Source organism: Neorhizobium sp. DAR64872/K0K18, from assembly GCF_050500175.1.
Classification (GTDB): Bacteria; Pseudomonadota; Alphaproteobacteria; order Rhizobiales; family Rhizobiaceae; genus Neorhizobium; species Neorhizobium soli.
In genome coordinates this window covers 1513363-1538138 of sequence record NZ_CP191446.1, presented here as the reverse complement: position 1 = coordinate 1538138, position 24776 = coordinate 1513363, and the positions used below count along the sequence as shown (strand labels likewise).

Annotated in this window: 31 protein-coding genes and 1 pseudogene; 5 read left to right on the top strand and 27 right to left on the bottom strand. The window is 59.6% G+C overall.

The features are described from left to right. Window positions 1-9: 9 nt before the first annotated feature. Entirely contained in the window at window positions 10-804 is a 795-nt protein-coding gene (locus ACQY1P_RS13055; protein WP_430256568.1) for an alpha/beta hydrolase fold domain-containing protein, read from the bottom strand. 163 nt (window positions 805-967) lie between these two features. On the opposite strand from ACQY1P_RS13055, the gene ACQY1P_RS13050 reads away from it, so the two are divergent. Next, a complete protein-coding gene (locus ACQY1P_RS13050) occupies window positions 968-1906 on the top strand; it encodes a LysR family transcriptional regulator (protein ID WP_430256567.1) in 939 nt (312 codons plus the stop codon). A gap of 8 nt (window positions 1907-1914) precedes the next feature. Here the strand turns inward: ACQY1P_RS13050 and ACQY1P_RS13045 are convergent, their stop codons facing one another. Together ACQY1P_RS13045 and ACQY1P_RS13040 are read right to left on the bottom strand one after the other, a co-directional pair. After that, window positions 1915-2034: a BA14K family protein gene (locus ACQY1P_RS13045; RefSeq protein WP_430256703.1), complete on the bottom strand. Its 120-nt coding sequence runs from the start codon at window positions 2032-2034 to the stop codon at window positions 1915-1917. Window positions 2035-2226: 192 nt separating this feature from the next. Beyond that, window positions 2227-2325 (bottom strand): annotated as a pseudogene (locus ACQY1P_RS13040) (BA14K family protein); the annotation flags it as partial. A gap of 539 nt (window positions 2326-2864) precedes the next feature. On the opposite strand from ACQY1P_RS13040, the gene ACQY1P_RS13035 reads away from it, so the two are divergent. The 3 genes from ACQY1P_RS13035 (at window position 2865) to ACQY1P_RS13025 (ending at window position 3933) form a co-directional block, all read left to right on the top strand. Further along, the gene (locus ACQY1P_RS13035) at window positions 2865-3149 is read left to right on the top strand and encodes a hypothetical protein (protein ID WP_209900750.1); all 285 of its coding nucleotides are present in this window, start codon (window positions 2865-2867) and stop codon (window positions 3147-3149) included. Between the two features lie 224 nt (window positions 3150-3373). Then, on the top strand, window positions 3374-3691 hold the full coding sequence (locus ACQY1P_RS13030; RefSeq protein ID WP_430256566.1) for a hypothetical protein: 318 nt from the start codon (window positions 3374-3376) through the stop codon (window positions 3689-3691). Continuing rightward, a complete protein-coding gene (locus tag ACQY1P_RS13025) occupies window positions 3691-3933 on the top strand; it encodes a hypothetical protein (protein WP_430256565.1) in 243 nt (80 codons plus the stop codon). Before ACQY1P_RS13030 ends, ACQY1P_RS13025 begins: the two co-directional genes overlap by 1 nt. 27 nt (window positions 3934-3960) lie before the next feature. Here the strand turns inward: ACQY1P_RS13025 and ACQY1P_RS13020 are convergent, their stop codons facing one another. The 4 genes from ACQY1P_RS13020 to ACQY1P_RS13005 form a co-directional block, all read right to left on the bottom strand. Next, a complete protein-coding gene (locus ACQY1P_RS13020) occupies window positions 3961-4185 on the bottom strand; it encodes a hypothetical protein (RefSeq protein WP_430256564.1) in 225 nt (74 codons plus the stop codon). A gap of 55 nt (window positions 4186-4240) precedes the next feature. Beyond that, window positions 4241-4927, bottom strand: a complete 687-nt coding sequence (locus tag ACQY1P_RS13015) for a hypothetical protein (RefSeq protein WP_430256563.1) — start codon at window positions 4925-4927, stop codon at window positions 4241-4243. 164 nt (window positions 4928-5091) lie between these two features. Beyond that, window positions 5092-5316 (bottom strand): hypothetical protein, encoded by a 225-nt coding sequence (locus tag ACQY1P_RS13010; RefSeq protein ID WP_430256562.1) that lies wholly within the window; start codon window positions 5314-5316, stop codon window positions 5092-5094. Further along, on the bottom strand, window positions 5316-6359 hold the full coding sequence (locus tag ACQY1P_RS13005; protein WP_430256561.1) for a glycoside hydrolase family protein: 1044 nt from the start codon (window positions 6357-6359) through the stop codon (window positions 5316-5318). The genes ACQY1P_RS13010 and ACQY1P_RS13005 overlap by 1 nt, the downstream gene beginning before the upstream one ends. A gap of 133 nt (window positions 6360-6492) precedes the next feature. On the opposite strand from ACQY1P_RS13005, the gene ACQY1P_RS13000 reads away from it, so the two are divergent. Continuing rightward, complete coding sequence (locus tag ACQY1P_RS13000; RefSeq protein WP_430256560.1) at window positions 6493-7524, top strand: hypothetical protein; 1032 nt, start codon at window positions 6493-6495, stop codon at window positions 7522-7524. A 283-nt stretch (window positions 7525-7807) separates the two neighbouring features. Here the strand turns inward: ACQY1P_RS13000 and ACQY1P_RS12995 are convergent, their stop codons facing one another. The 20 genes from ACQY1P_RS12995 to ACQY1P_RS12900 form a co-directional block, all read right to left on the bottom strand. Beyond that, window positions 7808-8125, bottom strand: coding sequence for a hypothetical protein (locus tag ACQY1P_RS12995; RefSeq protein WP_430256559.1), 318 nt, complete (start codon window positions 8123-8125; stop codon window positions 7808-7810). Window positions 8126-8134: 9 nt separating this feature from the next. Next, entirely contained in the window at window positions 8135-10093 is a 1959-nt protein-coding gene (locus tag ACQY1P_RS12990) for a hypothetical protein (protein ID WP_430256558.1), read from the bottom strand. A 66-nt stretch (window positions 10094-10159) separates the two neighbouring features. Beyond that, a complete protein-coding gene (locus ACQY1P_RS12985; protein WP_430256702.1) occupies window positions 10160-12343 on the bottom strand; it encodes a hypothetical protein in 2184 nt (727 codons plus the stop codon). Window positions 12344-12423: 80 nt separating this feature from the next. Then, a complete protein-coding gene (locus tag ACQY1P_RS12980) occupies window positions 12424-12840 on the bottom strand; it encodes a DUF6950 family protein (RefSeq protein ID WP_430256557.1) in 417 nt (138 codons plus the stop codon). A gap of 6 nt (window positions 12841-12846) precedes the next feature. Next, window positions 12847-13461: a hypothetical protein gene (locus tag ACQY1P_RS12975; RefSeq protein WP_430256556.1), complete on the bottom strand. Its 615-nt coding sequence runs from the start codon at window positions 13459-13461 to the stop codon at window positions 12847-12849. A 1-nt stretch (window position 13462) separates the two neighbouring features. Continuing rightward, complete coding sequence (locus ACQY1P_RS12970; protein WP_430256555.1) at window positions 13463-14191, bottom strand: hypothetical protein; 729 nt, start codon at window positions 14189-14191, stop codon at window positions 13463-13465. Between the two features lie 2 nt (window positions 14192-14193). Next, a complete protein-coding gene (locus ACQY1P_RS12965) occupies window positions 14194-16941 on the bottom strand; it encodes a phage tail length tape measure family protein (RefSeq protein ID WP_430256554.1) in 2748 nt (915 codons plus the stop codon). Window positions 16942-16944: 3 nt separating this feature from the next. Then, complete coding sequence (locus tag ACQY1P_RS12960; RefSeq protein WP_430256553.1) at window positions 16945-17310, bottom strand: phage tail assembly chaperone; 366 nt, start codon at window positions 17308-17310, stop codon at window positions 16945-16947. Then, window positions 17262-17732: a hypothetical protein gene (locus tag ACQY1P_RS12955; RefSeq protein WP_430256552.1), complete on the bottom strand. Its 471-nt coding sequence runs from the start codon at window positions 17730-17732 to the stop codon at window positions 17262-17264. Before ACQY1P_RS12955 ends, ACQY1P_RS12960 begins: the two co-directional genes overlap by 49 nt. A gap of 3 nt (window positions 17733-17735) precedes the next feature. Further along, entirely contained in the window at window positions 17736-18464 is a 729-nt protein-coding gene (locus ACQY1P_RS12950) for a hypothetical protein (RefSeq protein ID WP_430256551.1), read from the bottom strand. A gap of 58 nt (window positions 18465-18522) precedes the next feature. Beyond that, a complete protein-coding gene (locus ACQY1P_RS12945) occupies window positions 18523-18954 on the bottom strand; it encodes a phage tail terminator-like protein (protein ID WP_430256550.1) in 432 nt (143 codons plus the stop codon). Between the two features lie 183 nt (window positions 18955-19137). Further along, entirely contained in the window at window positions 19138-19584 is a 447-nt protein-coding gene (locus tag ACQY1P_RS12940; protein ID WP_430256549.1) for a hypothetical protein, read from the bottom strand. Further along, window positions 19584-20663, bottom strand: a complete 1080-nt coding sequence (locus ACQY1P_RS12935; protein WP_430256548.1) for a phage minor head protein — start codon at window positions 20661-20663, stop codon at window positions 19584-19586. Before ACQY1P_RS12935 ends, ACQY1P_RS12940 begins: the two co-directional genes overlap by 1 nt. Further along, entirely contained in the window at window positions 20663-20833 is a 171-nt protein-coding gene (locus ACQY1P_RS12930) for a hypothetical protein (RefSeq protein WP_430256547.1), read from the bottom strand. Before ACQY1P_RS12930 ends, ACQY1P_RS12935 begins: the two co-directional genes overlap by 1 nt. Then, window positions 20830-21192 (bottom strand): hypothetical protein, encoded by a 363-nt coding sequence (locus ACQY1P_RS12925; protein ID WP_430256546.1) that lies wholly within the window; start codon window positions 21190-21192, stop codon window positions 20830-20832. The genes ACQY1P_RS12930 and ACQY1P_RS12925 overlap by 4 nt, the downstream gene beginning before the upstream one ends. Further along, a complete protein-coding gene (locus ACQY1P_RS12920) occupies window positions 21192-21686 on the bottom strand; it encodes a DnaT-like ssDNA-binding protein (RefSeq protein ID WP_430256545.1) in 495 nt (164 codons plus the stop codon). Before ACQY1P_RS12920 ends, ACQY1P_RS12925 begins: the two co-directional genes overlap by 1 nt. Window positions 21687-21830: 144 nt before the next feature. Then, a complete protein-coding gene (locus ACQY1P_RS12915) occupies window positions 21831-22154 on the bottom strand; it encodes a hypothetical protein (RefSeq protein ID WP_430256544.1) in 324 nt (107 codons plus the stop codon). Between the two features lie 12 nt (window positions 22155-22166). Next, window positions 22167-23114 (bottom strand): DUF2184 domain-containing protein, encoded by a 948-nt coding sequence (locus tag ACQY1P_RS12910; protein WP_430256543.1) that lies wholly within the window; start codon window positions 23112-23114, stop codon window positions 22167-22169. A gap of 12 nt (window positions 23115-23126) precedes the next feature. Further along, entirely contained in the window at window positions 23127-23582 is a 456-nt protein-coding gene (locus ACQY1P_RS12905) for a structural cement protein Gp24 (protein WP_430256542.1), read from the bottom strand. Window positions 23583-23597: 15 nt separating this feature from the next. Continuing rightward, window positions 23598-24734 (bottom strand): DUF2213 domain-containing protein, encoded by a 1137-nt coding sequence (locus ACQY1P_RS12900; RefSeq protein ID WP_430256541.1) that lies wholly within the window; start codon window positions 24732-24734, stop codon window positions 23598-23600. Window positions 24735-24776 lie beyond the last annotated feature (42 nt).

Genomic DNA, 24776 nt, shown 5'->3' with positions numbered 1-24776 from the left:
GACGTCTGCTTATTCACTCAACGTTTCGACGAAGCCTTTGAACTCGGCGGATAGACCCGCCATCCAGTTCCCCTGCCCGCCCTTGTAGACACCCGTCCAGCCTGCGCCTTTCGGGAATATTTTCTGCCTGACCGAGACGCCCGAGGCTTCGAGCCGGTCCGCATAGTTGACAACCTCGTCATGCAGCGGATCGTCTTCCGAGCTCACGACCAGAGCCGGCGCAAGACCGGATAGCCGCGAACAGAGACAGGGCGCAGCATAGGGATGCTGAAACCCGCAGGCTGCACGCAGATAATGGCTCCAACCGTCGGACCATTTCTCGCGCATGCCGATTTCGTCGGCTCGACGAAACGATTTCGAGGCCATCATTGGATCGATCATCGGCGACAGAAGGATCTGTCCCCGAAGCTCGCCCGGCAATTGGTCTCGCGCCTTCAAAGCCACACCCGCCGCGACGTTGCCGCCGGCCTCGTCACCGGCCACAAACAGTGGAGACCGGGCAGAGCCGAAGCGCTTGCGGTTGCTGCTGAGATAAGCCAGCGCCGCGAACGCGCATTCCATTGCCTGCGGAAACAAGTTGCCTGAGGCAGATCCATAGTCGGCTTCAACAACGATCGACCCAGCATCCGAAAACACTTTGCCGATCGGCACTTCACGGTCCCGCACACCATTCTGCTGGAATGCGGTGCCGCGCAGATAGAGTATAATCGGCGCGACCTTGACTGCCGGCTGGCCTTCGTAACGGTGTATGGAAACGGGCAGGCCTGCCCATTCGATATCCGTGTTCTTGTTCCAGTCCATCATCCAGTCCTCCTCGCTATGGAGCGCAAAAGCCACATTGGCGAAAGGCATCTTGCCGAATAACTTGACCCTGATATTATTGTTCCTGACAGAACTCGCAAGTCGCTGAAATCGGCAACACTGTTCCGGATAGGCGAATAATACAACTTTTCGAACGGGATCAACGATGGACCAGCTTTCCTCTATGCGCGTCTTCGTGCGCGTCGTCGAAACGGGCAACTTCACGCGTGCTGCCGCGACCCTCAATATTCCCAAGACCACGGCCACCAACATGGTCCAGGGTCTGGAGGCGCATCTGCGCACGAAGCTCCTCAACCGCACGACACGTCGGGTGATGGTCACGACCGATGGAGCACTCTACTACGAGCGCGCCGTGCAGATCCTGTCGGAGCTTGAAGAACTCGACGGTACGATGTCGAAATCGCAGAACCAGCCGACGGGTCGGCTGCGGGTCGAGATGGCAGGCGCATTCGCCGACCTCGTGGTGATCCCTAACCTTTGCGACTTCTACCAACGCTACCCGCAGATACAGCTGGATATCGGGGTCGGCGACCGGCTGGTTGATTACATTGCTGAAAATGTCGACTGTGCTCTTCGAGGCGGCACGCCCAAGGACCAGTCGCTGATCGCGCGCAAAGTCGGCGAGCTTCGCATGCGCAATTACCTATCCCCGAACTATCTCGAACAATTCGGTATGCCGACCCACCCGCGAGATCTGGAGACCGACCATTTCTCTGTCGGTTACCTCAACGCGACGGCCGGCCGGATCATGACCTTCGACTTTTGCAAAGAGGATGAGACGCTGGAGATCATGCCGCGTTACGTCGTCTCGGTGAATGATGCGCGCTCCTACGTCAACGCGGCGGTCGCGGGGCTCGGGATCGCGCAGGCGGCGCGGTTCATGGTCCAGGAGCATGTGCAGAGGGGCGAACTCATCGAGATCTTCGCCGAATGGGAGTGCGAACCGCTGCCGCTCTACATCGTCTACCCGCAAACCCGGCACCTCTCCAACAAGGTCCGGGTCTTCGTGGATTGGCTCGCCAAACTGATTCAAGGCTTGAAGGAAGACGAACAGCCGACGGTCACATTGCTGAAAACGGGCTGAACTAGGTCTCAGCCGTAGGGGGACTGACACGTGCGGCGCATGCCGCCGTAGGATGTGTAGCTGTTGTCGTTGGCGCGGTATGAACGGTACCGCGACAGGCACCACTCCTCGTGCGCCGGGTTCCCCATGGATGTTGCGTCGTATGAGGCGTTTTGCGGCGAAGACGAGCGGTCAGTTTCACGCACAAGACGGCCGTCCTGACCACGCCCGATCATCGTGCTCGTGGCGCTGACCTGCTGAACCAGCCCCTGCTCTTCGATGCCGGTATCCTCGTTGCCAGAAACAATGTTGTCCTGACCATGCGACATGGCGACCGGTGACTGGCAAGCCCGACGCTGGCCACCCCTGTAAGGCTGGTAAGTGTTGTCCTCGAGCCTGTAGGAACGGTAGCGCGCGAAGCACCAGTCGACATGCGCCTGGTTAACCGATGCATCGGACACAGGATCTACCGACGCCTGGTCTGTCTCATCCAAGGAAGCCGTCTGGACGCCGTCCACCGCATCCGTCGCCTGGTCCTGGGCAGCTACGGGCTGCCCCTGCGCATCCGACGCTGGCAGATCGATCTTTGCGGTCACAGCAGCAATCCGCTCGTAACGCTGATCGCCGCTGCTCACGACCACGGGTGTCGAGGTCCAGAGATCAGGATGGTCAACGTTGGAAAAGCGATGAGGCGCCGGCTCGGCAATGAGATAGGCCGTGGCCGCAACGCCACTCAAGAAGACCGTGACGGCCAAGACAAGCCCGCTCAGAAGTAGAAGGATCGCTTTCACGACGAGGATGCTCCGCAGATTTTCAACATGCGGACAAAATGTATGCGCGCGCAGAGGGTTCCGAACGAATTGCAACCTCGCCCGAGACAAATGCAAGGTGGTACAAAAAAGCCGACATTTTCTCGGCGGGAAGCCCCAGAGTTGCGCTATTCAAATTGTGATAGACTATCATACGGGAGGAGATTCCGATGAGAACCCTGATCGCTGCCTTTGCGGTCACGCTCGCCGCCTTGCCGGCTGAAGCACAGCAGTTTCGCAATACCGAAATTCAGCCGGATGGGACGGGCGGATATTACGGCACCTATGGAAACGAGAATTTTGAAGGAAGGCCACAAGGCGATGGCGTCTCGGGACATATGGGTGGACGCAGACCCGGTGTCATCGAGGAACGGCCCTCACCACGACCCGGAAGCGTCGGCGCGACGCAGCGAAACTGCGTCGTCGACGGCAACGGAAACGCCATTTGCCGGTGAAACCGGCATTTGAACATTTCAATGTAAAGGATTGATTTGGTGGGTGATGTAGGGCTCGAACCTACGACCCGCTGATTAAGAGGCCTATCGTATGTCGATGCTTATCAGCGCACTACCGGGAACGCCGGTGTAAAATGGAGCCGCATTCGGCCCAATGTTTCCAGCATCGTCAAGATGTGAATGTAAAATGATATCCACCATTTTCAGCGCCTGTGGATATCTCTATGTACGGGCCCATGGCATGGCAGAAGAAGTACCAGTGGCGCGAGACATGGCCGGGAGAGCGCCACGAGGACTGGACAGCCTTCGACGGCGAGATCCAGATCGGCCGCATCATGCGAGACCTTGCCACGCATAACCACCGAGGACTGTTCATGTGGAGCGGTGGGCTGTCCGGCGTCAAAGGGTTCGGCAATCGCCTCATGCCTCACCAAGGATGGGAACGAGAGCACTGGCAGGCTGCCAAGGCGGTCGAAGACTGGTATGACGCCATGAGAGAGCGGAACGGAATGGATCCGCGCGATCATGGGAGACCAGCCTGATGGATGACATCACACCGCCGAAACCGGGATCGTCCGACAGGTTCATCGACTGCCAAGAGGCGATTGAGACGCGCGTCCACCAGATTGTCGAGGACGCCTATATCGCGGGGTGGGAAAATCCCAGCGAAGTTCTGGCAGCGATCATCGAAATTGCCGACAATCTGGCACTTCAGTACGGAGAGAACGAAGCACTCAAGGAAGTGCTCGACCGGCTCAAGAGCAACAAGCCTTTCGACGACTAACGACAGGGGTCGAGCGCTTGTCGTTGCCTATGCGTTGATCTCGCTTTCGGCATCCTCTGGATCAGGATCTTCCTCGTAAGCGATAGCCCTGTTGAATGCCACACTCTGCAACGCCACCATGACGGTTCGCGTGTCCCATCCAGCTTGGACCGCACGGTCGATCAGATCTTGAAGCGGCAGGTCGAGAGCTTCCTCGCAGTTGATGGCGTAATCGGGGTGGGTCTTCGGGTGCTTTGGCGATGGTACGTTCATGGTTCTACTCCCTTTGGGGACCATGAACTAAGCAGTGTTGGGGTCGTTCCCGCGGCTAAGGTTGCCCTACCCGCTGACGCTCGACGCGATCGAGGCGTTCTCTTAGGTCGAGGATGACATCCCTCGCCCCGTAGACGCTGCCCTGTGCTGCCTTCACCTCGTCGACCTGCCGCTGCACATCAGTGAACCGCTGGTCATATGACTGCCATACCCGTTCATGCTCCCCCCGAGGTACCTGGCTTTGAAACTTGCTCTCGATCGACGCGAAGCGATTATCGTTGTCTTGCCGGGACGTGATCCGGTTATTCTCGTAGGTCGATTTGAACTCAGCGAACGCGCTGGACGATGTCGTGTTCGCGGCCACGTTGCCGATCGACAGGTTCAGTCGATCAATGTCTGCGCGGACAGGGCCGAACTGTAGCGAGCTAAGCCCCTGCACTATCACGATCATGACGCCCATGGCTGAGATCAGCAGGCCCCAGGGAGTCTTGCCGCGCTCGGCCAGCTGCGTGTTCGTCGATGTAAGCTGCTCGGAGAACCGCTTGTCGAAGCTGGTGAACATCTGATCGATTTTGTCGGACTGCGCCTTCGCCTGTTGGTCCATGCGCTGCGCCATTCCGTCGAGATGCGTGTTCAGTGACGAGAGGTTGACCTCAACAGTCGATAGACGCTGGATGATGACCGCGGGGTTCTCAAGCACTGTGGCGCTCATCGGCGGCATACGGGTATTCGGCATGACCATTCCCTATCCTAATTCATTCCGCCTGAATGGCCGCGTCGTGCTGCCGGCATTGTTCTTTTGTCCAGACCTTCGCAGCGCAGAGAGACGCGACTGTGCGGCCGATCTTGCGGTTGTCGGTCGACGTCAGCCCACGCGTGCCGATCAGGTCCGTGCCAACCACCCTTTTAAGGCCGTCTGCACTTGCCGGAGCTGCTGTCGAACACCCCGCCAGCGTCGAAGCACTCATCAAAGCTGCTGCGAGCACGATCAGATGCATTGCCTGCTTCATTGTTCTGTCTTTCGATTAAGTTGCGTTCGCTGGCACCGCCGGCGTTGTAGAGCCATGTCGCCGCGCCGAGGATGAGAGTGGCGATCAGGAACACGCCGACGATACGGATAGAGGAGGACATCAGCGACGGGCCCCTTCCTGGAACGCCTCGACGCCCTTCCGCTCGCCACGCTGGGCGATGTAGTAAGCACCGCCAGCGAGAGCGACGAGGATGCCGAACTTGACGTAGCCGGGGACATCCCCAACGTATTCTGATAGGTCGCTTAGATAGCCCCGAGCCGTGCCGAGATTGGACACGACGCCGTCGAACAGCGCCCCGGCTGCAGAGAACCCACCGGCGACGATGGCGCCGATCTTGATGCGCCAGTTGCTTTTGACTTCTGGAACGCTCTGACGGACCTCGTCAGCTGTTGCATCATTGCGCGCGAGCTTGCGCTTGGGTGCGGTGTCGAGTGCGGTCAGGAGGTTTCGGTCGATCGTGCCAACCGATGGCAGACCATTGTCAGCCCGGAAGATGAGGATCGCCGCCTGCGTCATGCCCCCGAGCTTGCCGTCGAATGAGCCGTCAGGCTTGCGGCTGCCAACTTCGGTATAGCCGAGGTCATAGAGCTTGCGCTGGACGACTTCGACGGTGATGGTATCGCTCACGGGCGTGGCCACATCTGCTTCCGGCACAGACAGCGCAGGAGAGGCTTTCACGCCCCCGGTGAGGAATAGTTCCCGCTCAGCCTGCCGGCGCGTGGTGAGGCCCTTGATCGCGACCTTCTTGCCTTTGACCGTGCCCTTGTTCCAAACGAGGAACTGAGCCCCGGCTCCGGCGATGTCTCCCGCGTTCAGCTTCTTGAGCAGCGAGGACTTCCGGAAGGCCGTGCCCCCGATGTTGAACACCAGCGAGACGAGCGCGTCGAACTGGTTCTGGGTGACAGGCACCTTCACCAGCCGGTTGACCTCAGCCTCGACCGCGGCCAGATCGCGCGCCAGGATCTCGTCGCATTCGGCCGCGGTGATCTTCATGCCCTTCTTCGGGGCTGGCGCGCCGGCGGCTGCCGTGTGCCCTACCCCGATCGTCCAGACTCCCACGGAATCCAGATATGCGGTCAGGCGTGTTCCTTCATGCTGCGCAATAGCCTTGCGGCCCGCAGCGCTGGTGCGAAGCGTGGTCATGGTGGTCTCCGGTGTTGAGAGGGGTAGACTAAGTGGCCTAGGAAGCGTTGCTCTTGATTGCCAGCTAGACGAACACAGCGCCCACAGTTATTGCTCTAAACAAATCGCATATTCGCATTGATGAGATTGCTGAGTGAGTTCTGTAAACATGTCGCGTTTCCTGCCCCGCCTAAGACGCTCCCTTGCTACGGCGATCTATCCCGAGGCCACAGAGCAACTAGCTGAACTACGAAAAAAACCGCGCTACAAACTAGTCGCCAAGCGTCTTCTTACTCGATCGCTCGGCCAGCCCAGCAATGCGCAAATTGAAGATTACGCCAAGCTATTTTCTGAAGGGGGAGGCGTTGAAATTGCGAGAGGCATATCAAGAGTATTTGAGGGCCACTTGACATTGCCAGAGTATAAAACCGCTTTGGATTCGGCGACAAAGCAGAATGCGGAGCTAAGCTCTGAGCTTGCCGCAACGCGTGATGAAATCGCGGCACTGTCGCTCGAACTTAGGGAAAAGAAAAATATGCAGACAACCGTAGCTGTCCTCTTCAGAGGCCCGCTGAGGCCAAATGCGCTCTCGACACTATCTCACATCGGTGCGCTACGTGAACATCTCATCACACTTGGCTTGGCGCCTGTAACTTATCTGGCGACTTGGAAGCCGAACGACCCTCATGAGCTGAATATAATCATGCAGGCCGGATTGGTTGACAACCTCATCGCCCTCGACCCATATCCGGATGAGGCAATGCCGCAGGAAACGTTGGACGCTCGCCAAGGGACTATGCGGAACGCGTTCAGACAGTTCTACTTGTCCCACTGTGCTCTATCTGTGATCGCGAAAGATCCGCGGCACGCATACATCGTCCATAGTCGTACCGACCTAGACATTGAGATGAGGTCGCGGGCAGATTGGTTCAACGGTAGGTACTGCACACCACATGTCCGCACTTCCTTGGAAGGGACATTTGTCAACGACCAGTTCGCTGTGGCGCCGCCCGCAATGATGGCTAAGGCATGGGATTACGGAACGATAGAGAACTTGTCGGCAATGATCGCAAGAGCAAGCAAACCGGAAGACGTCCTTCAATATATTCTAGACGACGCCAACATCACAGCGGTAGAGACGCCATTTGTCAAATGCCTGCTGAATTCAGCTAGGCATAGTGCTTGATGAAATGGATTCGAGCTGCATTCATGGCGGTATCCATCATCTGAAAGTCACCAAGTCCGGCTAGTGTCGTCCCGTCCCACAGGAAAAGAGACAGGCGCCTTTCGTAAAGGTCTGGGCCGCACTCGATCCGATATGATGTGCCACCGGGCATCCTATCACTCGTGCCTTCGTTACCGTCCCAGGCTATGTATCCTTTTTTATAAATCATTGATCTCTCGCGCGAACTCCTGTGCGCGAGAGATAACCTATGTGCCGCAGGAATCAAGCGGTAGAAACCCTCGCCCTAGCCCTCCAAGTGCGCGATCACCGGCAGCGCCGCGGCGACGGCAAGGCCCATTCGCACCATCTCCTTGAGAGCGGCGACCTGCTCGATCGTAAGGTCAGCTTCATCGTCTTTGATCGCCCCGCCGAGTTCGATCCGCTTCATTAGCTCAGGCATGGTTGGCGGGCATGGGCGCAGTGACCCGCTCGCATCCTTTTCCATGGGATTCGTCTCCAGCGCCAGGAAAAGCGCCTCGCGAACAGTCATGGGTTCGCCTTTGGCATTGGTTACCGGCATTCCAGACATCGATGTGATTTCGGTCGTCATGTTAATACGCATGATAGCTCCTTAAGCCTGAAGTTGAATGAGACGACGCTCGTGATCCTGAAAACCAGCGATCAAGAGCGGGATGGATTTGGCGAGGTCGACGCCCTGATAGAGGGGGCCATCCTTGCTGCCGATGACGGCGTAGGGTGCGACAGCCTGGAACTCGTCGGCGATGATCATGTCCATATCGATCTGACCGTCGTTCATGCGGCCACGATACGCCTTCACTTGCATGAGACGTTCGACAGCGTCGGTGATCTCTCCATGAATGACCTTTGCTCGTCGATCGGATGTCTGGCCGTAGACAATCACGCCAGCATCGCGCGAATAGCCAATGCTGCCACGAGCGTTGCGATTGTCGTCGGTCAGGAACGTGATGAACTGGTTGTTTCCAGTTCCAGCTTGGTGCCAGATGATCTGAGCAGGAATGGCTGCTTGATTGACGTTTCGAACGGTCAACGCAGTCCGGCCGCTTTGTGATGGGCTCGTAACAGACAACTGCCCGTCTGCCCCAGGGCCGGCCGCTGACTGATTGATCATTGCGCGACCAAACCCGTCGATCTTGAACACCGGCAAGTACGCAGAGCGCTGAGTGGACCCGGCCGGAGCGCGGTAGATCCCGAAGTTGTCGTAGCCTTCACCGATCCCAAAGGAGACCATCCAGCTGGGATAACCTGCCAGATCCTGACCAAGGGAGTTGGCACTGTTCATCGAGTTGTCGTTAATCGCCATCGCGAACTGATTGGCGGCACCACTCTCGCGGAACCGTGCCGCCGTCCCAGCCAAAGTGTATTCGACGTTACAGATGTTCTGGCCACTAAGGCCGAACCGGATCTTGTCATGGATCGTCGTCCATCCGCTGTGAGGCGAGCGAATGGAAATTTCGCCATTAGAGCCGTCAACTCGAATAGGCATGTAGTCGGCACGCACTCCGCCGTAGAAGGGCCCACCTGCGGCAACGGTCAAAACGACGGCAAAATTCGTGACCTGCGCATCGGTCGTGAAGGGATTGCCGATCTCCAAGTATAGCAAATTGGCGTAATAGCCGCCTGGAGTGATGGCCGCGTTGCGGGAATAGCCGATCGCAGCGCGTTCTGTGCCTGCACTATCAAGGAAGTTGATTGCCGCATTGCCGGCGATGGACGAGCCGTCACCAGCTTTGCCAAGGCTCTTGTTCTGGATTGCGAGAACGTTGTCGATAAAGGTGTTGTCGTTGACGTATGGAGCACAAACGGTTGTCCAGTTGCGACCCGGATCTGCAGCCGGTCGCGCATACTCGTAAAAAGAAATCTTGTAGACGAGTGCGCCACTTTCCTTGCGGTAGCGAGTACGCAAGCTGCCACGGCTTTCGTCTGTGAGCACCTCGATGTAAGCCAAATTGGCGATGCTCGCCAATGCAGCGGTCGCCGCTGCCTTCGTATCAAAAAACGTGACCGGACCCGTGGCGCTCGCAGCCGCCAGAGCTTGTGCCGCATAGTTCGCAGCGGCACTGACGGAACTTGACGCAACCAATGTGGAAGCCGCTGCGGCATTCGCCGAGCCGGCAGCGTTAGCAGCCGAAACGCCTGCCTGATCACGGTATGTGATAGCCGTGTTCCTCGCCGCCTCGGCTGCTGACTGCGCCGCTTCAGCGGCCTCCTTCGCCAGAACAGCAGCAGCTGCCGCAGCATCAGCCGCGTAGCCCGGCAGAGCGCTCTTTCTCAGCCAAGCGCCAGATGTCTTGACGTAAATACCGTTCAGTTCTGCCGTATCAGCGAAGACCACCCCTACCGCGCCGTTGGCGAAGCTACCGACAACTGCGTCGAGTTCTGCTTTGGTGCCCTTTACGGCGCCAACAGCCGCCAAAAGCATAAGCGTCAGTCCGTCGATCGCGTCTTCGTATTGCTTCAGAAGCGGACGTATTTCACTTTTGGCGGGCTCTATAGGGTCAGAGCTTGGGCCGTCCGCATAGACGATGGCTGCTGTGCGTGACCAGACCATTTTAATCTCCGTAGTAAAGCGCTCAGGCAATTAGCCGGAGGGCAAGGATTGAATTTTCGAAGAGTGCTAGTTGGATCGCTTGACCGAGATTGCCGAGATGGACGCGACAGCGGCGCTCTCTGCAGCTATTGCGATGGTCTTCGACGTAGCGTTGGCGACGATCGTTTGGGTGTAAGTCCCAGGCGTGGTTCTGAGGATGCCATCAACTGGAGTCGTGCCGGAGATGCGTGCCCTGACCCCCCCGCCTGAGATGCTGTTGACGGTGTAGGTGACCTGATAGGTCGCTCCCGCAATGAAGCTGATGGTCTGAGACAACGAGCTTACCGCGCCAGCTGCATGTGCTGCTGCACCATTGGCGATCGTCCAGCCGACCCCCTTCGTCCAGTTGCTGTCGGCATCGAAGCTGCCGTTGACGACTAGCTCTGTCGGCACCACAGACAGGACATTTGCCGTTACCGACCAGACCCCATAGTCGCTGTCTGCCGAGATGTACGCCGCTTGGATGTCGAGCTGGGTATTCGATGGCACGACGTTTGTGCTGAGGTTGATGAACCCGCCGGCTGGCGTGGCATTTGGGAATTTCTGCTCGATCCATGCGCCGGGGTTGCCTGACCCGTCATCTGCGACACGGTAGCGGACGACTGCGTACAAAGAGTCATCTTCCGGATCGACAAGCACCACGCGGATATAGACGCTGTCGCCGCGCGGCTTGGCCTGTACGAGGTTGATGACCGGGACCGGTATCTCGTCCTTGGTCACGCGCTGCGGAACCGGCGGCATCTTACCTTCGTCGGTTGCCGGGTTCCATGCGTCGATGTTCTCAGGGTGGCGCATGATGTCCATGTTGAACCCGCCCTGAAGCAGGGACAGCACCGACTTGCGGTTCTCGATGACTTTCCCGTTCAGCCGCGGCAAGGACAGCGGCGTATTCAAGCGAACCCATCGGCTGTAGATCGAGTTGATGCCAGCCAGTCGAACATTCAGCTGACCGGTCACCTTCTCCTGTAGACGTAGCCAGTCGCGCTTTCCGAGGCGTCGTGCCTGGCGCCATTGCTGCACCCACTGATAGTTTGCGTCCTGGGCAAGTATCCGGCCGGCTGTCAGCTGAGCGCCTGTGTCCTCGAAGAAGTCAGTATCGGACGTCGCATACCCGATCTCCGGATAGCAAAATTTTGGAATAAGCCGGTTGCACTCATCCTCGAACAGGACGTCGTATTCGATTTGGTGCCCGACGAGATCCGCATCTGTCAGCGTGGTGACGTATTTCTCACGGAACTTGCCAACGATGAACAGAAGCGCGCCGTCGCCGCGGTCGCATAACCAGCCGTCGCAGGAGGCAAGGATCGCGTTCGTTGCCGCCTTCGGGTCGTTCTCTGTGGTGTCGAACCCGTTGCACTCATAGCGCCGCTCGAAGCCGCCGCCCTTCAGCGCGACAAGCTCGTCGCAGACATCAGCCTCTTCCTGCCACATGTCGAGCACCGGCAGGATCGCGCGCCGATAGTCTCGCTTGTGCCCGAACTCATTGAAGCACTGGTGCCAGGCCATGATGACCGCGGAGTTGCGGGTCCACTGCCAGGTCGAAGGGTTTTCCGGATTCTGCAACGGGTCTCGGAAGTCCCAGCAGAGCGCCAGGTCTGCCTCAACCGACAACTGCGGCGGGCCATACGGGAACCGCTTTTGCTGCTTTTCGGCGCCTGCGTTCTTGCACGTCATCGCGATCGAGGCTTGCCCGTCGCCGCGGTGTTTGTTTGTCCAGACGCCCTCAGCGCCGAGCCTTGCCACGATTGGCGCGTAAGGCGTCTCTGGCACCAGTCCGAGCCGGCTGTAGATCTTGACCCGGGTGGCATAACTCGTGCCGTCGACGATCGTACCGTCCGGCTGAAGCTCCACCTCGTCGTCATGCAGCCAGTACCGGTTCACCGACTTAATCCGATGGCCGGCGATTGCCTGAACCGAGAACAGGGTCGAACCCTTGGCTTCCCAGAGCATGAAGGCACCACCGACACGGTTGCGGCCGACGCCCCACCAGCGGTGCGGAATGGACTGAAGCTTTGGCACCTTGCCGTCTTCCGGCTTCGGCGGCTTCGGCGCCATTAGCATCTGAATGCCAATCGAGATCGCCGTCGTGGCAATCGCGGTGGCGCCAGCTGCCAGCAACCCTGTCGTTGCAGCGGAGAACCCGAACGAGGCGAAGATGCTTGTGAAGATCGGGGTAAAGATCGGATCTCGACGAGCAATCGGGTAGAGCATCGTGGTCCGATGAAGCGAATGCTCCCAGATTGCCCGCTGCAACGGGTCGTCATACCGGGCCTGGTAAAACCGCTCGTCTCTCAGCAAGGTAGCCTCCAAACGGCGATACTTTCGGCAGGTGTCGCGCGCACGCCGCCGGGATGAATGCAGGCCCATAGAGGCCCGAAACGGATAGCCCCGATCAGCGCATCGGCCTGATCGTCGTAAGTGTCGCCGGTCGTCGCCTTGATGAGCCCGATATCGCCTGTCTCCGCGTGCTGGACGCGCTTCGCGCCAATCCGCGTCAGGTGGTGGCTCATGAACTCCAACTCGCCGCCATAGCTCGCCATGATGGCGTGTGCTTCCTCGCGAGTTCGGTACTCGCCGCGCAGTTCTTCAGCCGGATCAATGCCAATGCTCACGAGCGCCCACTGCGCAGGGAACGTCATGCAATCCTGGCCGCCTACACCACCCCAACGGAAGTAGTGCGGGAGCGCGAGAAACTCGTGAATGTTCATGGGACCTCAGTCGAAGACGGGCCATTGGGGCTGGATACCGCGCGCCATACGCCCGGTTTCCTTGCAAAAGTCGTCGGTCGGGTAGAGCGACTTCTGCATCGCATCGGACCACAGCACTTTCGCCGCGCGCGATCGGGTGTTCTCGCCGGCGACGGTGGCAAGGCTGATCGAGATAGTCTGCGTCTCCCCGGCCCGCGCCGGCGACCGAAGCTCTTTCAGATGCGATGCAACGCCCGTCCAGATCGGGATGATCTGGGTCATAGGCTGGTAATACTGGTCGAGCGTGGTCATGCCGACCTGAACGAGCGCGCCGCGCACGGGCGGCAGGCTGTCGATCATCTTCGCACCGGTGGCCGGGTCGATACCGGACAGGGTGAAGTCGATCGCGGCCGAACTGCCGTTGACCAGTGTTTGCAGCGCCGGGATGCCATTGAGGCGCCCGCCGCCGAGATAAACCGTGCCATCCGGATCAACGCTGTCGAACCCGATTGGGATGTCCCCGACGCCGAAATACAGGTGCAGCGCTGGATCTGTGTCGACGCGCAAGAAGACTGCAAGTTGGCTATCTGTCCGAAGGGCTGCCAATACCTTTTGCGGCATATACTCCGATGAATATGCCATCTCAGAACGCCTCGGAGAGGCTCACTGAAGGCCGGGACGAATACCAGCCCTCATAGCCCCAAGGGATAGTCTGCCCGCGGGCCTGCTTCATTACACAGCGCGGGCGGGCCAGTTCAATTCGATCACCAACAGAGACGGGTTCACGAAGCGGCGGTTGGATAGCGATGCGCGAGACTGGGTTCGCCTCGACTGTCTGGTCAAGCAGTTCCCATGACCGGTACAGGCGCCAGCCCTTCGTCGGGTGGTAGATCGAGAAGAAGTCCGACCACCGGAATACCTTGCGAGCCCCGCCGTAGACGCGAACGCGAAGGATGCCGCTGTTCTCCATCGCGACGACCTCGCCATAAACAGTGGCCTGCGAATAGCCAGCGCCGTCGCTGAACAGAGACCCATCCGAATGAGGGATGCCCTTGACGATCGGCCGCACCGCGCCGTTGATGATCGGAAAGGCTCCGACCTTGTCGTTGACGAGCGGCACAACGATGTTACGGAAGCCGCCATTAAGGCGAGCACCGAGCCACGAGATAACCTCGTAACGCTCATCTGGGCCTTCCAGCACCATTCCCTCGATCATGGCCGTCCACATGCCACCGCCAGACGTTTCGATGCTGGTAGACTCGCCTACCCCATTCACGCCGCCGTCAACCTCATTGCCGACCGTATCAAAGCTGATGCGGGTCGGGCGCAGGAAGTCGATCGGGAAATCCGGCTGACCGATAAGTGCACCCATGATCAGCCAACCCTCGATGCGTATTTCTTCTGGTTGTCACCGAAGCCGCCGTTAATCTGGCCTTCGTTGTACTGGTAGACGGCCTCTTGCGCGCCTTGACGGGCAAGCTCGCGGATGTGGTTGTCACCGCTTCCGCCCTGGACGTTGACAATGAGCTGCGGGCGCTGGTTGCCGCCGGAGCGACCGCTGCCATCCCGCATCATGTCGCGGCTCTTCGTGTTCGTGTGGACCTGCTCGCCACCCCGGAACTTCACGAGCTCCGGACCCTCTTCGCCAACGAGGGCGTAGCCGGCCGGCGCGTTGTTCGTTCCATCAGCGAACAAGCCAGTGAGCCCGACATACTTGGACAGGTTCTGCCCGCCGCCACCGAATAGACCACCGAGCGACGACAGCCAGCCGCCGCCCCCAGCCGCCGGCGCGGATGGAGCCGCCGGGAACATGCTTGTCGAAAGGCTTTCACCGATCTTGCCGAGGCCATTGCCAAACTGGCCAACGTTCTTTGACGCATCGCCGAGCGCAGAGTTGAATTTGTCGACGTACGACGCCCCGGTAGTGCCAAGGATGTCTGCGCCAGCCCCGCCCTTGCCGACAGACCCAGGCCCGCCGAACCATGCCTGAGCAGCGCCAGACGGGCCGAACTTGTCGACATAGCCGCCGAACTTTTTCTGGAAAATCTGGTCCTGCATCGAAGGGTTCTGCAGGAACTCGTCCGCGCTGACCGACCTGCCGAGCGTTTCTTTAGACCATGGGCCGATATTGTTGCCCATCATCTGATAGGCGCCATATGCCCGGTCGCCACTGCGCGTTACAGGACCGAGGGCTTTATAGTTGCCGCCGCTCTCGATCGACTGGATCGCTTTTGCGTAGGAACCGATATCGCCAAGAGGCATGCGAGTGACGGGCGAACTGCCAAGGCCAGTGAAGCCGCCGGCAGTGTTGTCATTCGCGTTCATGCCGCCGCCTGCGCCAAGGATCTGACCAAGCGTGGTGTTCGCGCCGCTGAAGCCGATGCCCTTGTTCATCAGGCCTGCGCTGGGCTGCCCAAGGACAGCGTTCACCAGCATGTTGGCGCCAAGGTTGGCGAACTTCTCGAAGGCCTGCGAGGCGGCGTTCATGGCCGCGCTGCTGAGACCTTGCATCAGGGCTTTGCCGAGATCGCCCGAGTTGTTGCGCAGCGCATCGCCGAAATCGGTGATGAAGCCTTTGAACAGACCGCCAAGCGCCGCGCGCCGCTGCTCTTCGTCGAGGACTTCGCGCGACCAGTAAGGCGTGCGACCTGACCCCATGCCGGTAGCAGACTTAGGCAGGCTGTTCTCGCGCTCGAAATAGTTCGGCTTCTGGCCGGGGACTGGGACTGAAACAAGCTGTCCATCGGAGTTGACGATCGTCGGCGCTTCGCCGCCACCCGGCATGCCCTCAAGCTCGATCTTCGGCCGGCTTGTCGGCACGCCCGGGTTTGTTGGCGTGAACTGCTCGGGGAAGAACAGTTGGCCATTTTCAGACCATGGTCCCTGCAGCGTGCCGAGATCTGGCATCTGCATGCGGAACTGTTCGGCTTGGCGAGTTGCCTCACCCATCTTGCCGGCGAGGACATCGAACTGCTCACCATACTTGCGGAGCGCTTCATTGCCGCTTTCAGTGATGATGGTCGACAGAGCCTGTGTGGCACGGCCAAAGGCTTCTGATGGGTCTTTCCCGCCTTCCAGCGCCTTGCGCATGTCGGAGATCGCCTGCTCGTAGGCAATCGCGGCCTGCGCGCCTTCGGGCGAGGTGATGTCCCGAAGGCTTTTCGATACCTGCGGAGCGATCGAGATGAGGCCATTCAGGGCTTCGCCCATCTGCTTGTAACGCAGTTCAACGGCGGCGTTCTGTCCAGCAACAAGTTCCGCCTGATCGGCAGTAGTCTGCAACTGGTCGGAATAGGCCTTGAGCGCCGGGTAGGCGTCACCCCAACGGGCCGCGACGGTTGCGATGAGTTCTGCCTGCTTGGCGAACTTCTGCTCGAACTTCTCCGAGCCCTCGTCTGCCGAGGTGAAATACTGGATCAGCGCCGCGACACCTGCGGTCAAGCCTATCGTGACGAGAGAGACCGGGCTAATGAGCGAAGTGAACGCGGCAGCGAGGCCAGCGACCGGACGCTCCATCGAGCCGACAACAGACGCAAGCTGCGTGCCCTGCTGCAAGCCGATCATCAGCGGGCTCATGCCCATCGCCGCGGTGACAGCGATATCCTGAAACTGATAACCAGCGTTGACGCCGGCCGCGCGCTGAGCGCCCGATGGGCCTTGGTTCTGGTTGGCTGCCTGGACCGCCTGCCCAGCACTCTGCGCCGACTGCTTTAGCCTGTCATAGGCCAAGCGTTCGGAATCGAGCGCCTTCTGCATCTGCTGGGCGCTGATGATGCCGAGCTGATGCGCGCGGTTGATCTCGCCAACAGATACCTCGTACTGGCGCGTGGCTTGCGAAAGCGGCTGATACTTGGCCGTCAGGCGTTCAAGCTCCATGCGGAAAGACTGGACGTGCTGATCCTGCTGCTGCATCACGCGGCCGATCTGCTCGACCGGCTGCGTTACCCTTTGCGCTCCCTGCCCCGTCTGCGAAAGAGCTGTGTTAAGCCCGCGCGCCGACGTCTCAAGATCATCAACAGCACCCTCGATTTTGACGGCAGCCGCATAGAGCTTTTCCAGATCTACCGCAGCTGCAGGAGCCTGGGAGCTGTCAATTTTAAAGCCCAGAGCGGCAGTTGTCATAGATCAAGTCCTTCCAGGGAAAAGCGCATCGAAGAGACGGGACGTCAGCGGGCGGATGGAAACTTCTTCCTTAGGCTTGTCGTCCTTGGACGTTGCCGCGACGGCGCGCCTCTTGAGGTCGAGAGCGATCAAGCCGTCCAACTGCCACGGAAGGAGCTTTATCTCCCGCAGGTCGGCCCACGCTTTGATCTCGCGAAAGCCGAGCGCGTTCAGTCCGTACCCGTTGCCCTGTCGTTGAGTGTCCAGTTCCCTGAACCAGTACCAAAGCTGCTCCCCGGCTGGCGGGACGCTTATTTTCTTGCCGGCTTGTTGTTCCTCGATCAGCTCGCAGAGCCGCTCGACGAGCTTGGCGCGAAAGGGGCGCGCCATACCGCCCGCGCCTCCATCTGCTCACGGAAGATGCGGAACTTGACGAAAAAGTTGCGGACGTTCTCTTCCGTGAATGGAACAGCCTGACCGCCGAAAGATGGCTCTGGCGTCCAGTGTGTGGCAACCTTGGCGAGATAGGCAGCCATGCGCTGGTCGCCCTCGTCCTTCGGTGTTGCTTCGCCTGCCATCGCCCGATCTTCGGCGCGCTTGGAGAACTCCTCCGCCACCGAGCGCTGCGCGTCCTGAGACCTCTGGCTGTCGGGGCCGACGAGCCCGATTTTCATGCCGATCGGCTTACCGTTTTCGTCGACCAGCTCGAACTCCTTGCCGGCTTCCTGCGCTTCGATCAGGGCTTCGAAGCGGTCGAGGTTGATGGTGCTTCCGCTGGGCAATACCGCGGCTTCTTCAGTCTGTTTTGCCATGTGTTAGCCCACCGCCGGAACTGTGATGATCGCGCTGTTGATTTCAGTCACGCACGCCATGACGCGACTTGTATTGGCCCCGCCCCCCTGCTCATTCGAACTCATTACGATCCCGTAAAAGTATTTGATCGTCCCAGTTGGGGCTGTGATTGCAGTGTGGACGCCGGACTGAGTTCCGCTCGTTGCTATCGCCGAACCGCCGGGTGTAGCCGCAACGCTGAACGCGCTAGTAGTCGGGTTCACGACGTAGTAGGTCGTGCCGGCGGTCAAACCAGTCGGAAGGGCACCGGTAGTGCTGAATTTTACAGGTGTGCCAGCGACAAGCCCGTGGTTAGCCCATGAGATAACGCCCGGCGTAGCGATGGTCATTGTGACGACCGACAGAAGCGCCGGAGCCGCATCATCCATCAGCAACTTGAATTTGTAGTTGTAGTCCGTCTGGGCTGCAGCAATCATTGCCAACTGGCCGGCATCAGTCGGGAGCACAAGGAAGTTGTTGGCCATCGACCCCGCGTTGCGGGTGCCCTTGCCCTTTACATCGCGCTGCTGCGAAATCACCTGCTCGGTGATGAGGGCAGATGTATCACCAAACGATCCCATCGTCTGCCAGCCCTTGACCTCAAGATAGGTGTCGGTGGCGAAGTTGGCGACGGTGATGTCCGTATCATCGGGAACAAGATTGACTGCTGGCCCAACGTAGAACTTGGCTCCTGCCACAGGGTAGAGCTGCATGGTAGTTTCCTTTCATCACTGATTGCACTTGCCGAAGGTGCTTGATGCGGCAGGCCAATCAGGCCGGAACTGATGGATAAGATCGCCAGAATGCGGTCACCGGGATCTGGTGATGCGTCTCCGGCGTCATGAGGTTCGCCAGAGCGGGGTCCTGATCGAACCGCACCTGCACTGGATCACGGTACAGCTTGGTCCCGCGCTTGAGGGCGGCTCTGACCAAACCGGCGACCTCGTAACCGTCGACGATCGCCCTGCCCTTTGGCAGCATGACGTTGCCGCGGACAAAGCCTTGCCTGATCGGGTCCATCTCAAGCGAGAGGTCGGTCTCGATCGAGGTGTTGAAGTGGATCTCGAACGAGACGAAGCGGCTGGTCGCGGTCGGCGTGTAGCTCGCGCCTGGCAGAGCCTTCTCCCAACCTGTCGGCAAGGCAATTGCCTGAACACCGGCAAGAAGCGCCTGATAGATGGTTTTCTCCGGCGTATCGGCCATGCTATGCGTCTCCAATGGCCGCTAAACCGCTTACAGACAGAGACGTATACGACCTCCTTCACGAGGCGCAGCTTCTGCTGGTCGACAAGGTGGTGATGACGAAGCACGCTCAAGACGTGCTCTCAATGGCGATCCGCGATCTTGCGATCATGCAGACTGCGCTTCTATCTCTGTCGGAAGGCCCTAGCCTCGCTCAAACCGACCGCGAACAGCCGCCTCAGCTCTAGCGACCGTCTGTGTCCAATCCTGCTGGGCCGCTTCGATGAACGCGCGGCCTGTTTGGTTGTAGACCCTGCCGAGACTGTCCGTTCCGACAAATCCAAAATTGACGCGTGCCGAGTAGGCAGCCTGAAATCCGATGTATACGGTTGCCCCTAGCGTCGTGCCAAAGATGACTCCGATGCTCTCGCCTGACCGATCGGGGAACTCTTCCTGCCCTTCCTTGATGGTGGGCATTGCCTGATCCGAAGCAATAGCAGACCGTGCAAGGTTTCCGGTGATACGCGGCACCCGCCCGCCAGGCTCCGTCATGTCGTTGAAGACCATCTCAGCCGATGTCTGAAAGATTGCGAGCATCCGGTCGAGTTCGCTTTGCCCCCATTCCGATATGGTCGCTGCGAACCCGGCCATTACCGCCCCCTGCTGCGGGCATACAATTCCGCGAAATCAAAGCTATACGCGCAGTCACAGCGGCAATTCACGACAGACGCGGCACCAGCGCCAAGCGACCGGTCTCCCGGAAAACGCAACTGGTCGCCGTTCTCCGCCATGAATGGTGTGTCCATGCCCTGCAGCGTCTGCCCATTCAGGATCATATGCGAATGCCGGGTCTTGCGATCCCCTACAGCGCGCCACCGGCGGGTGACGAGGCTTTCATCGCGACCGGCCTTATTCAGGGCCTGCAGATAAGCCTCATGCTTGGCAGCCGTGACCGCCATGAGAGTTTCCGTCCGCCCGATGGTTTCGCCGCGTTGCTTGACGTAGCGGTTCGTCATGTCGCCGGTGATCTTCTTGATCTGGTCCGGGGTTAGAGCCTTACCTTCGTTGATCGCCTTCAGCACCGTCCTGATGGCTGGCTTGCCCGCGGCAGTCCAACGAAGTTTCCATTCTCCGGTTACGCGATCCTTGACGAGGAACTCGCGAAGACGCTCCGGGTCGGACAGGATCGAACGGGCCTTCTCGACGTACTCGATCTGGTCGAACGTGGCGCCTAGCATCCCGCCAACGCGTCGATTGGTTACGCGATCGATGCGTCCGACAATATCGATGCCGATGGCCTTCGGCCCCTTGCCCTGCTCGTAGCCGGAAAGGATGGTTCGGCGAACGGCGGCTTCAGTGGTGGAGAGGATGCCCGTGACCATCTGAGCGGCTGAGTTCCGGATGATCGCTTCGGCCCTCTGGTTCGAAACGTCCCAGCGGACGAGCACGCGGGCGCCCATCGGGTCGAACAGACGGGGCAGATCTCCAACGGTCAGAATGCCGCCTTGGTTGAAGGCCTGCCTCAATGCCTCCTTGAGAGGCGAGAACGCTTCGCTATCTATCCGGAGAGCCTCGACAGCTCCATCGACGTCACGCCGCTCCAGCGCCTCGATAACCCGCGCTACGACCGTTTCATCCTTGATGCGGGCGATAGCCTCGTTGAACAACCGCTCCATCTCTGGAGAGAGGCGGTCGATCAGGTCTTCGAGTTGCTGGCTTAGGGTGGCCATTATTCAGGCTTACCCACCTTCTCGACAGCCTTGGCCGCAGTCTGGTTGGCCGGCTTCACAAGGCCGATCGCAGTCAGCGCCTGGGCCTGCTTGTCGGAGACCTCATAGGTGTCGCCTACCTTGTTGGCGCCGTGCTTCATCAGGGTTTCGACTTTAACGGTCTCGCTCATGCTATTCTCCCTTGGACGATGTGAACGACCGGCGTCTGGCCGTCGTAGAGGTTCGGATCTGAGTTGATGATGCGGTAGGTATTGCCGTTCGCCGTGGCGTAATCACCGGGCCCGGGCGTAATCGCCAGCCCAACGGCAGAAATGTAGATCTGCATGTCGCCGGTCTTGATGACCGTGCCGTCTATCTCGCGGGCATTGTACGCCATTGGCACGAGCGTGGCCGTGTACGCGGTTTCTGTAGGGTCGCCTCCGACACTGGGATCAGGCTCAACGATGCGCGTCACGGTACCAGTCTGGCCGTATGCCTTGATCAAGCGAGCGGCAGTTGCCTGCAGGCGGGCGTAGAGAGGGTTTGCCATCAGACGACCAAGATCGCCGGCAGGCATGGAACGAAGAACATCCAGAGCATGCCCTCGATGGTCAACACGAACGGCGTGGCGAGCTTGATCATGTCCTCGAAGCTCATGGTCGAGCTTGAACTGTATTCGATTTCGATCTGCCCAACCTTCTCCCGCTTGACGGTGGAAGATCCGGTGATGACCGGCGAAAGGCTGCCCGGGTTGGTCAGTTCGAGGAAGGCGGCTTCGAAACTCGCGTTGACGATCGCGGCCGGGATGTCTGCTTCCGGGATCGCCTCACCATAGTAGGTGCTGGCGCCCGTGCGAGGCCAAGCCCGTTCTTGGGCAAAGCCACCGGTGCGGCGACCGGGGAACTTGTGCTCATACCGATCGATCACCAGAGAGCCACGCTGAAGCGCTGAGGTTATCTGGGCATCGGTCGCCCCATCGGGAACGACATAGCCGGCGGCAGTCCAGTAAGCCTGTGCTGCGTTCTTGTCACCGTATCCGGCCATGTCGATCTCCTAAAGGTGGGAACCCCCGGCAGTTGCCCGCCGGGGTCAGTGGTTATTCAGCCAGCTTGGCGTCGATCAGCTCTTTCAGCTTCTCGGTCTTGACGTTGGCCGGGTGCTCGATGCCGAGTTCCGTGGCCTGCTTTTTCAGCTCGTCACGGTCGTCGCTAACGCCCGCTTCCCCTTGAGCTTAGCGATCTCGGTATCCGAGACTTCCAGCTTCATGCGTAGTTCGGCGATCTGCTGGTCACGAGCGGCGAGATCCCGCTTGAGGCCAACAACCTCTTCGCTATCACCTTCGTCGCCTGGGGCTTTCTTCTCACCCTTGGTGAACCAGCCGGTATCGAGCGCAGACTTCAGCGCGGAATCGTCAATCTCGCCTTCCCATACCTGGTAGGGGTCGACGAAAACGAGACCGTCTTTGGCATGAAGGCCGCGCGGACCCGGAGAAATATTGGTGACCTTGGTCATGTCGATCTCTCCTTACACGCCGTCGATATAGCTGACGGCCTTGGGCAGGCGGATTTCAGTGCCGCCGGTGCGCAGGATGCCGGCCACTTCCCAAGTCATCGAAGACTTCTGGAAAGGAGGCAGGAACCGGTGAGGCATCGGCAGATGGAAGCGAACGACTTCCGGATCGCGACGGTAGGCCACCATGCGCGCAGTACCGCCAGCGCCTGCCGTATTGAGCGCACGCAGGGTGCGGATCGTGAGCGGGCGGCCGGTTTCGGACGTATAGGTGTTGTTTTCGCGCAGGAAGGTCGCAATCGTCTTATCGGCGCCATTGCCGATCGGACGGGTTGCGATGGCATTGAACCGAGCGAAGGGGAGAAGGATGGTGTCAGCCATCTCGACTTCCTGCGTGGAGGTAACGATGCCTTCGATCGCCGAGTTGATGTCGACGAGGATCTGCTCGGGGGTCTTGGTCGACCAGGTCGTCGTGGATCCTGTGCCGGTCGCCGCGGCCAAGGCTGCGGGAACCGTCGCGTCGTTGACAAGACCGGTCCAGCCCTTTTCGGTCTGGCCAGTCATGGCCGTCTGCCAGAGGAACTGCTCTGCGATTGCGCGGGCAGCCTCGCCCTTCTCGGAGCCGAGCTGGCGTCCTTCAAGAGCCGCAACCTGAAGCTCTTCAAGCGACCACTCGTAGCCGATACCGGCCAGCTCGAAGCCCTTGAGGAACTGATCGCGGGTGACGTCGGCATAGGGCATATCGAAGCCCTTTCCGCTCAGGAACTCGGCCTTGCCTGCAGCATCGGACGAACGGAACAGAGTGCCGCGTGCCCATTCGCTGCCTTCCGTGATCACCGGGATCAGGGACGCATAGTCGAACGATGGGTAGCGGCGTTTGTAGACCGTCTGCTCGATGTTGTAGAAGGCCGGCATCACGAAGCCGAGCGCGGCCTGTGCGTCGGTGAAATCAATCTTCTGCATGGTGGCGCCTCCTTAGCGCTTCGCCAGCCGGGTAAGACCGGCAGCGCTGAGAGTGTCCTGGAAGAACCAGCCGGTAAGGATGGTGTTCGAGGTTGACACGTTGGTGATGACACCAGCCGAGGTCACGTAAGCCTGATCGCCATCAGCGACGGCTACGCTCGACTGTACCCAGATGACACCCTGCGTGAGGATGCCGGCGGTCGAGAGTTGCGGGTAAGCGTCCGCCTGGACGCCAGTGGCGGCTACTGCTGGGGCAGCGTAGTTTGCGATCGTGATACCCATGAGGGCAGCCGAAGGCGTAGCGGTGACGCCATGGTCTCCAGTGCCACGGAAGACAGGCTTGCCGAAGCCGATCGCCGTTGCATCTTCGACCGTGCGCGAAATTCGGTTGCTGGTTTCGCCGTTGGCGATCATGCCGGCAGAACCGACAGGACGGACGGCGTCGTATGTGCTCTGATAGACGGCCATTGCCGATCCTCCTTGTTACGCCGCGTTCTCGACGGTCTTCCAACCATCGCGAAGGGAATTGTCGCGCTCCTGGCGGGCCTTTTCAGAAGCCGTCCGGTAATCGCTGGTCTGGGTGATGCCATCCTTGAGGACAGCGGCGAATGGGTCGGCGGTCTTCACGTCCTTGGCGATCGCCTTGAACATGCCTGACACTTCCGCGTCGGAGGCATCCTTGACCATCTCGTCACCGAGCTTGGCCTTGACTGCGGCGCGACGAAGGTCTGCATCGTTGCCCTTGATTTCGATCTTGCTGTCGATCGTCTTGACGACCTCAACGAGAGCGGCGCGGTCTGCAACCATGCGGTCGAGATCTTCCGGCTTCAGCGCGGAATCCTGAGCCTTTTTCAGATCGACCTTGAGAGTACCGATTTCGGTATCCTTCGCAGCGATCGTGGCCTTGTGTTCACCGGCTGCAGACTGCAGGTCGGCGAGCTGCTTGGTGAAGCCGTCGAGCGCGCGCTGCACGATCTGGGCATCCTTATCGGTCAAGTCGACCGACAGTCCGTCAACAATGATGGTTCGGGTCGTCATTGACCTTTTTCCTTTCGTTCCATCTTCAACAAAGGGCGAAGCGCCCCACGATGTCGCACTGTCGCCAATGCGAGCCATTGAACCGGCCCGGCCGCGATCTACGATTGCCAGGTGGTTGATCTTGATGTTGGTCTGGGTGGCGTTGAAAGGCTCGCCTTCAGGAGTCATGCCGTCGCCCCACACCAGTTCGCAGGTATAGCCGGCTGATAGCTCGCGCTTGCCGCTCTCGACCGCTGCGATAGCCACGCGATCCTTCAGGATCAGCGGCAGGTGCACCCATTCGCCGTCCTTCTTGGCCGCCGTGCTGACTTCTCCGACTGCTAGGTCCTTCCAGTTACCGTCGTTCACGGCTTCGGCTGGATGGTTCATGGTCACCGGCGCATGGGTGAAGCTCTGAAGGCTGTCCTGCGCGAAGACCTGTTCTGCTGGACGGTAGACGCGAACCACCGGCATGTCGGGCTTGCCGACTTCATCGCCGGAGTAAAGCTGGATGCCAGTGCGAACCGATCGAGCCTCGGCAACAAGGTATCCGTCGCCAGTCCGGCGGGTGCCAGACAGCGTGACTGAATCGGTGAATTGCATGATATCCCCCTTACGAGGCGTTGACCTTCACGATGTCGGTCG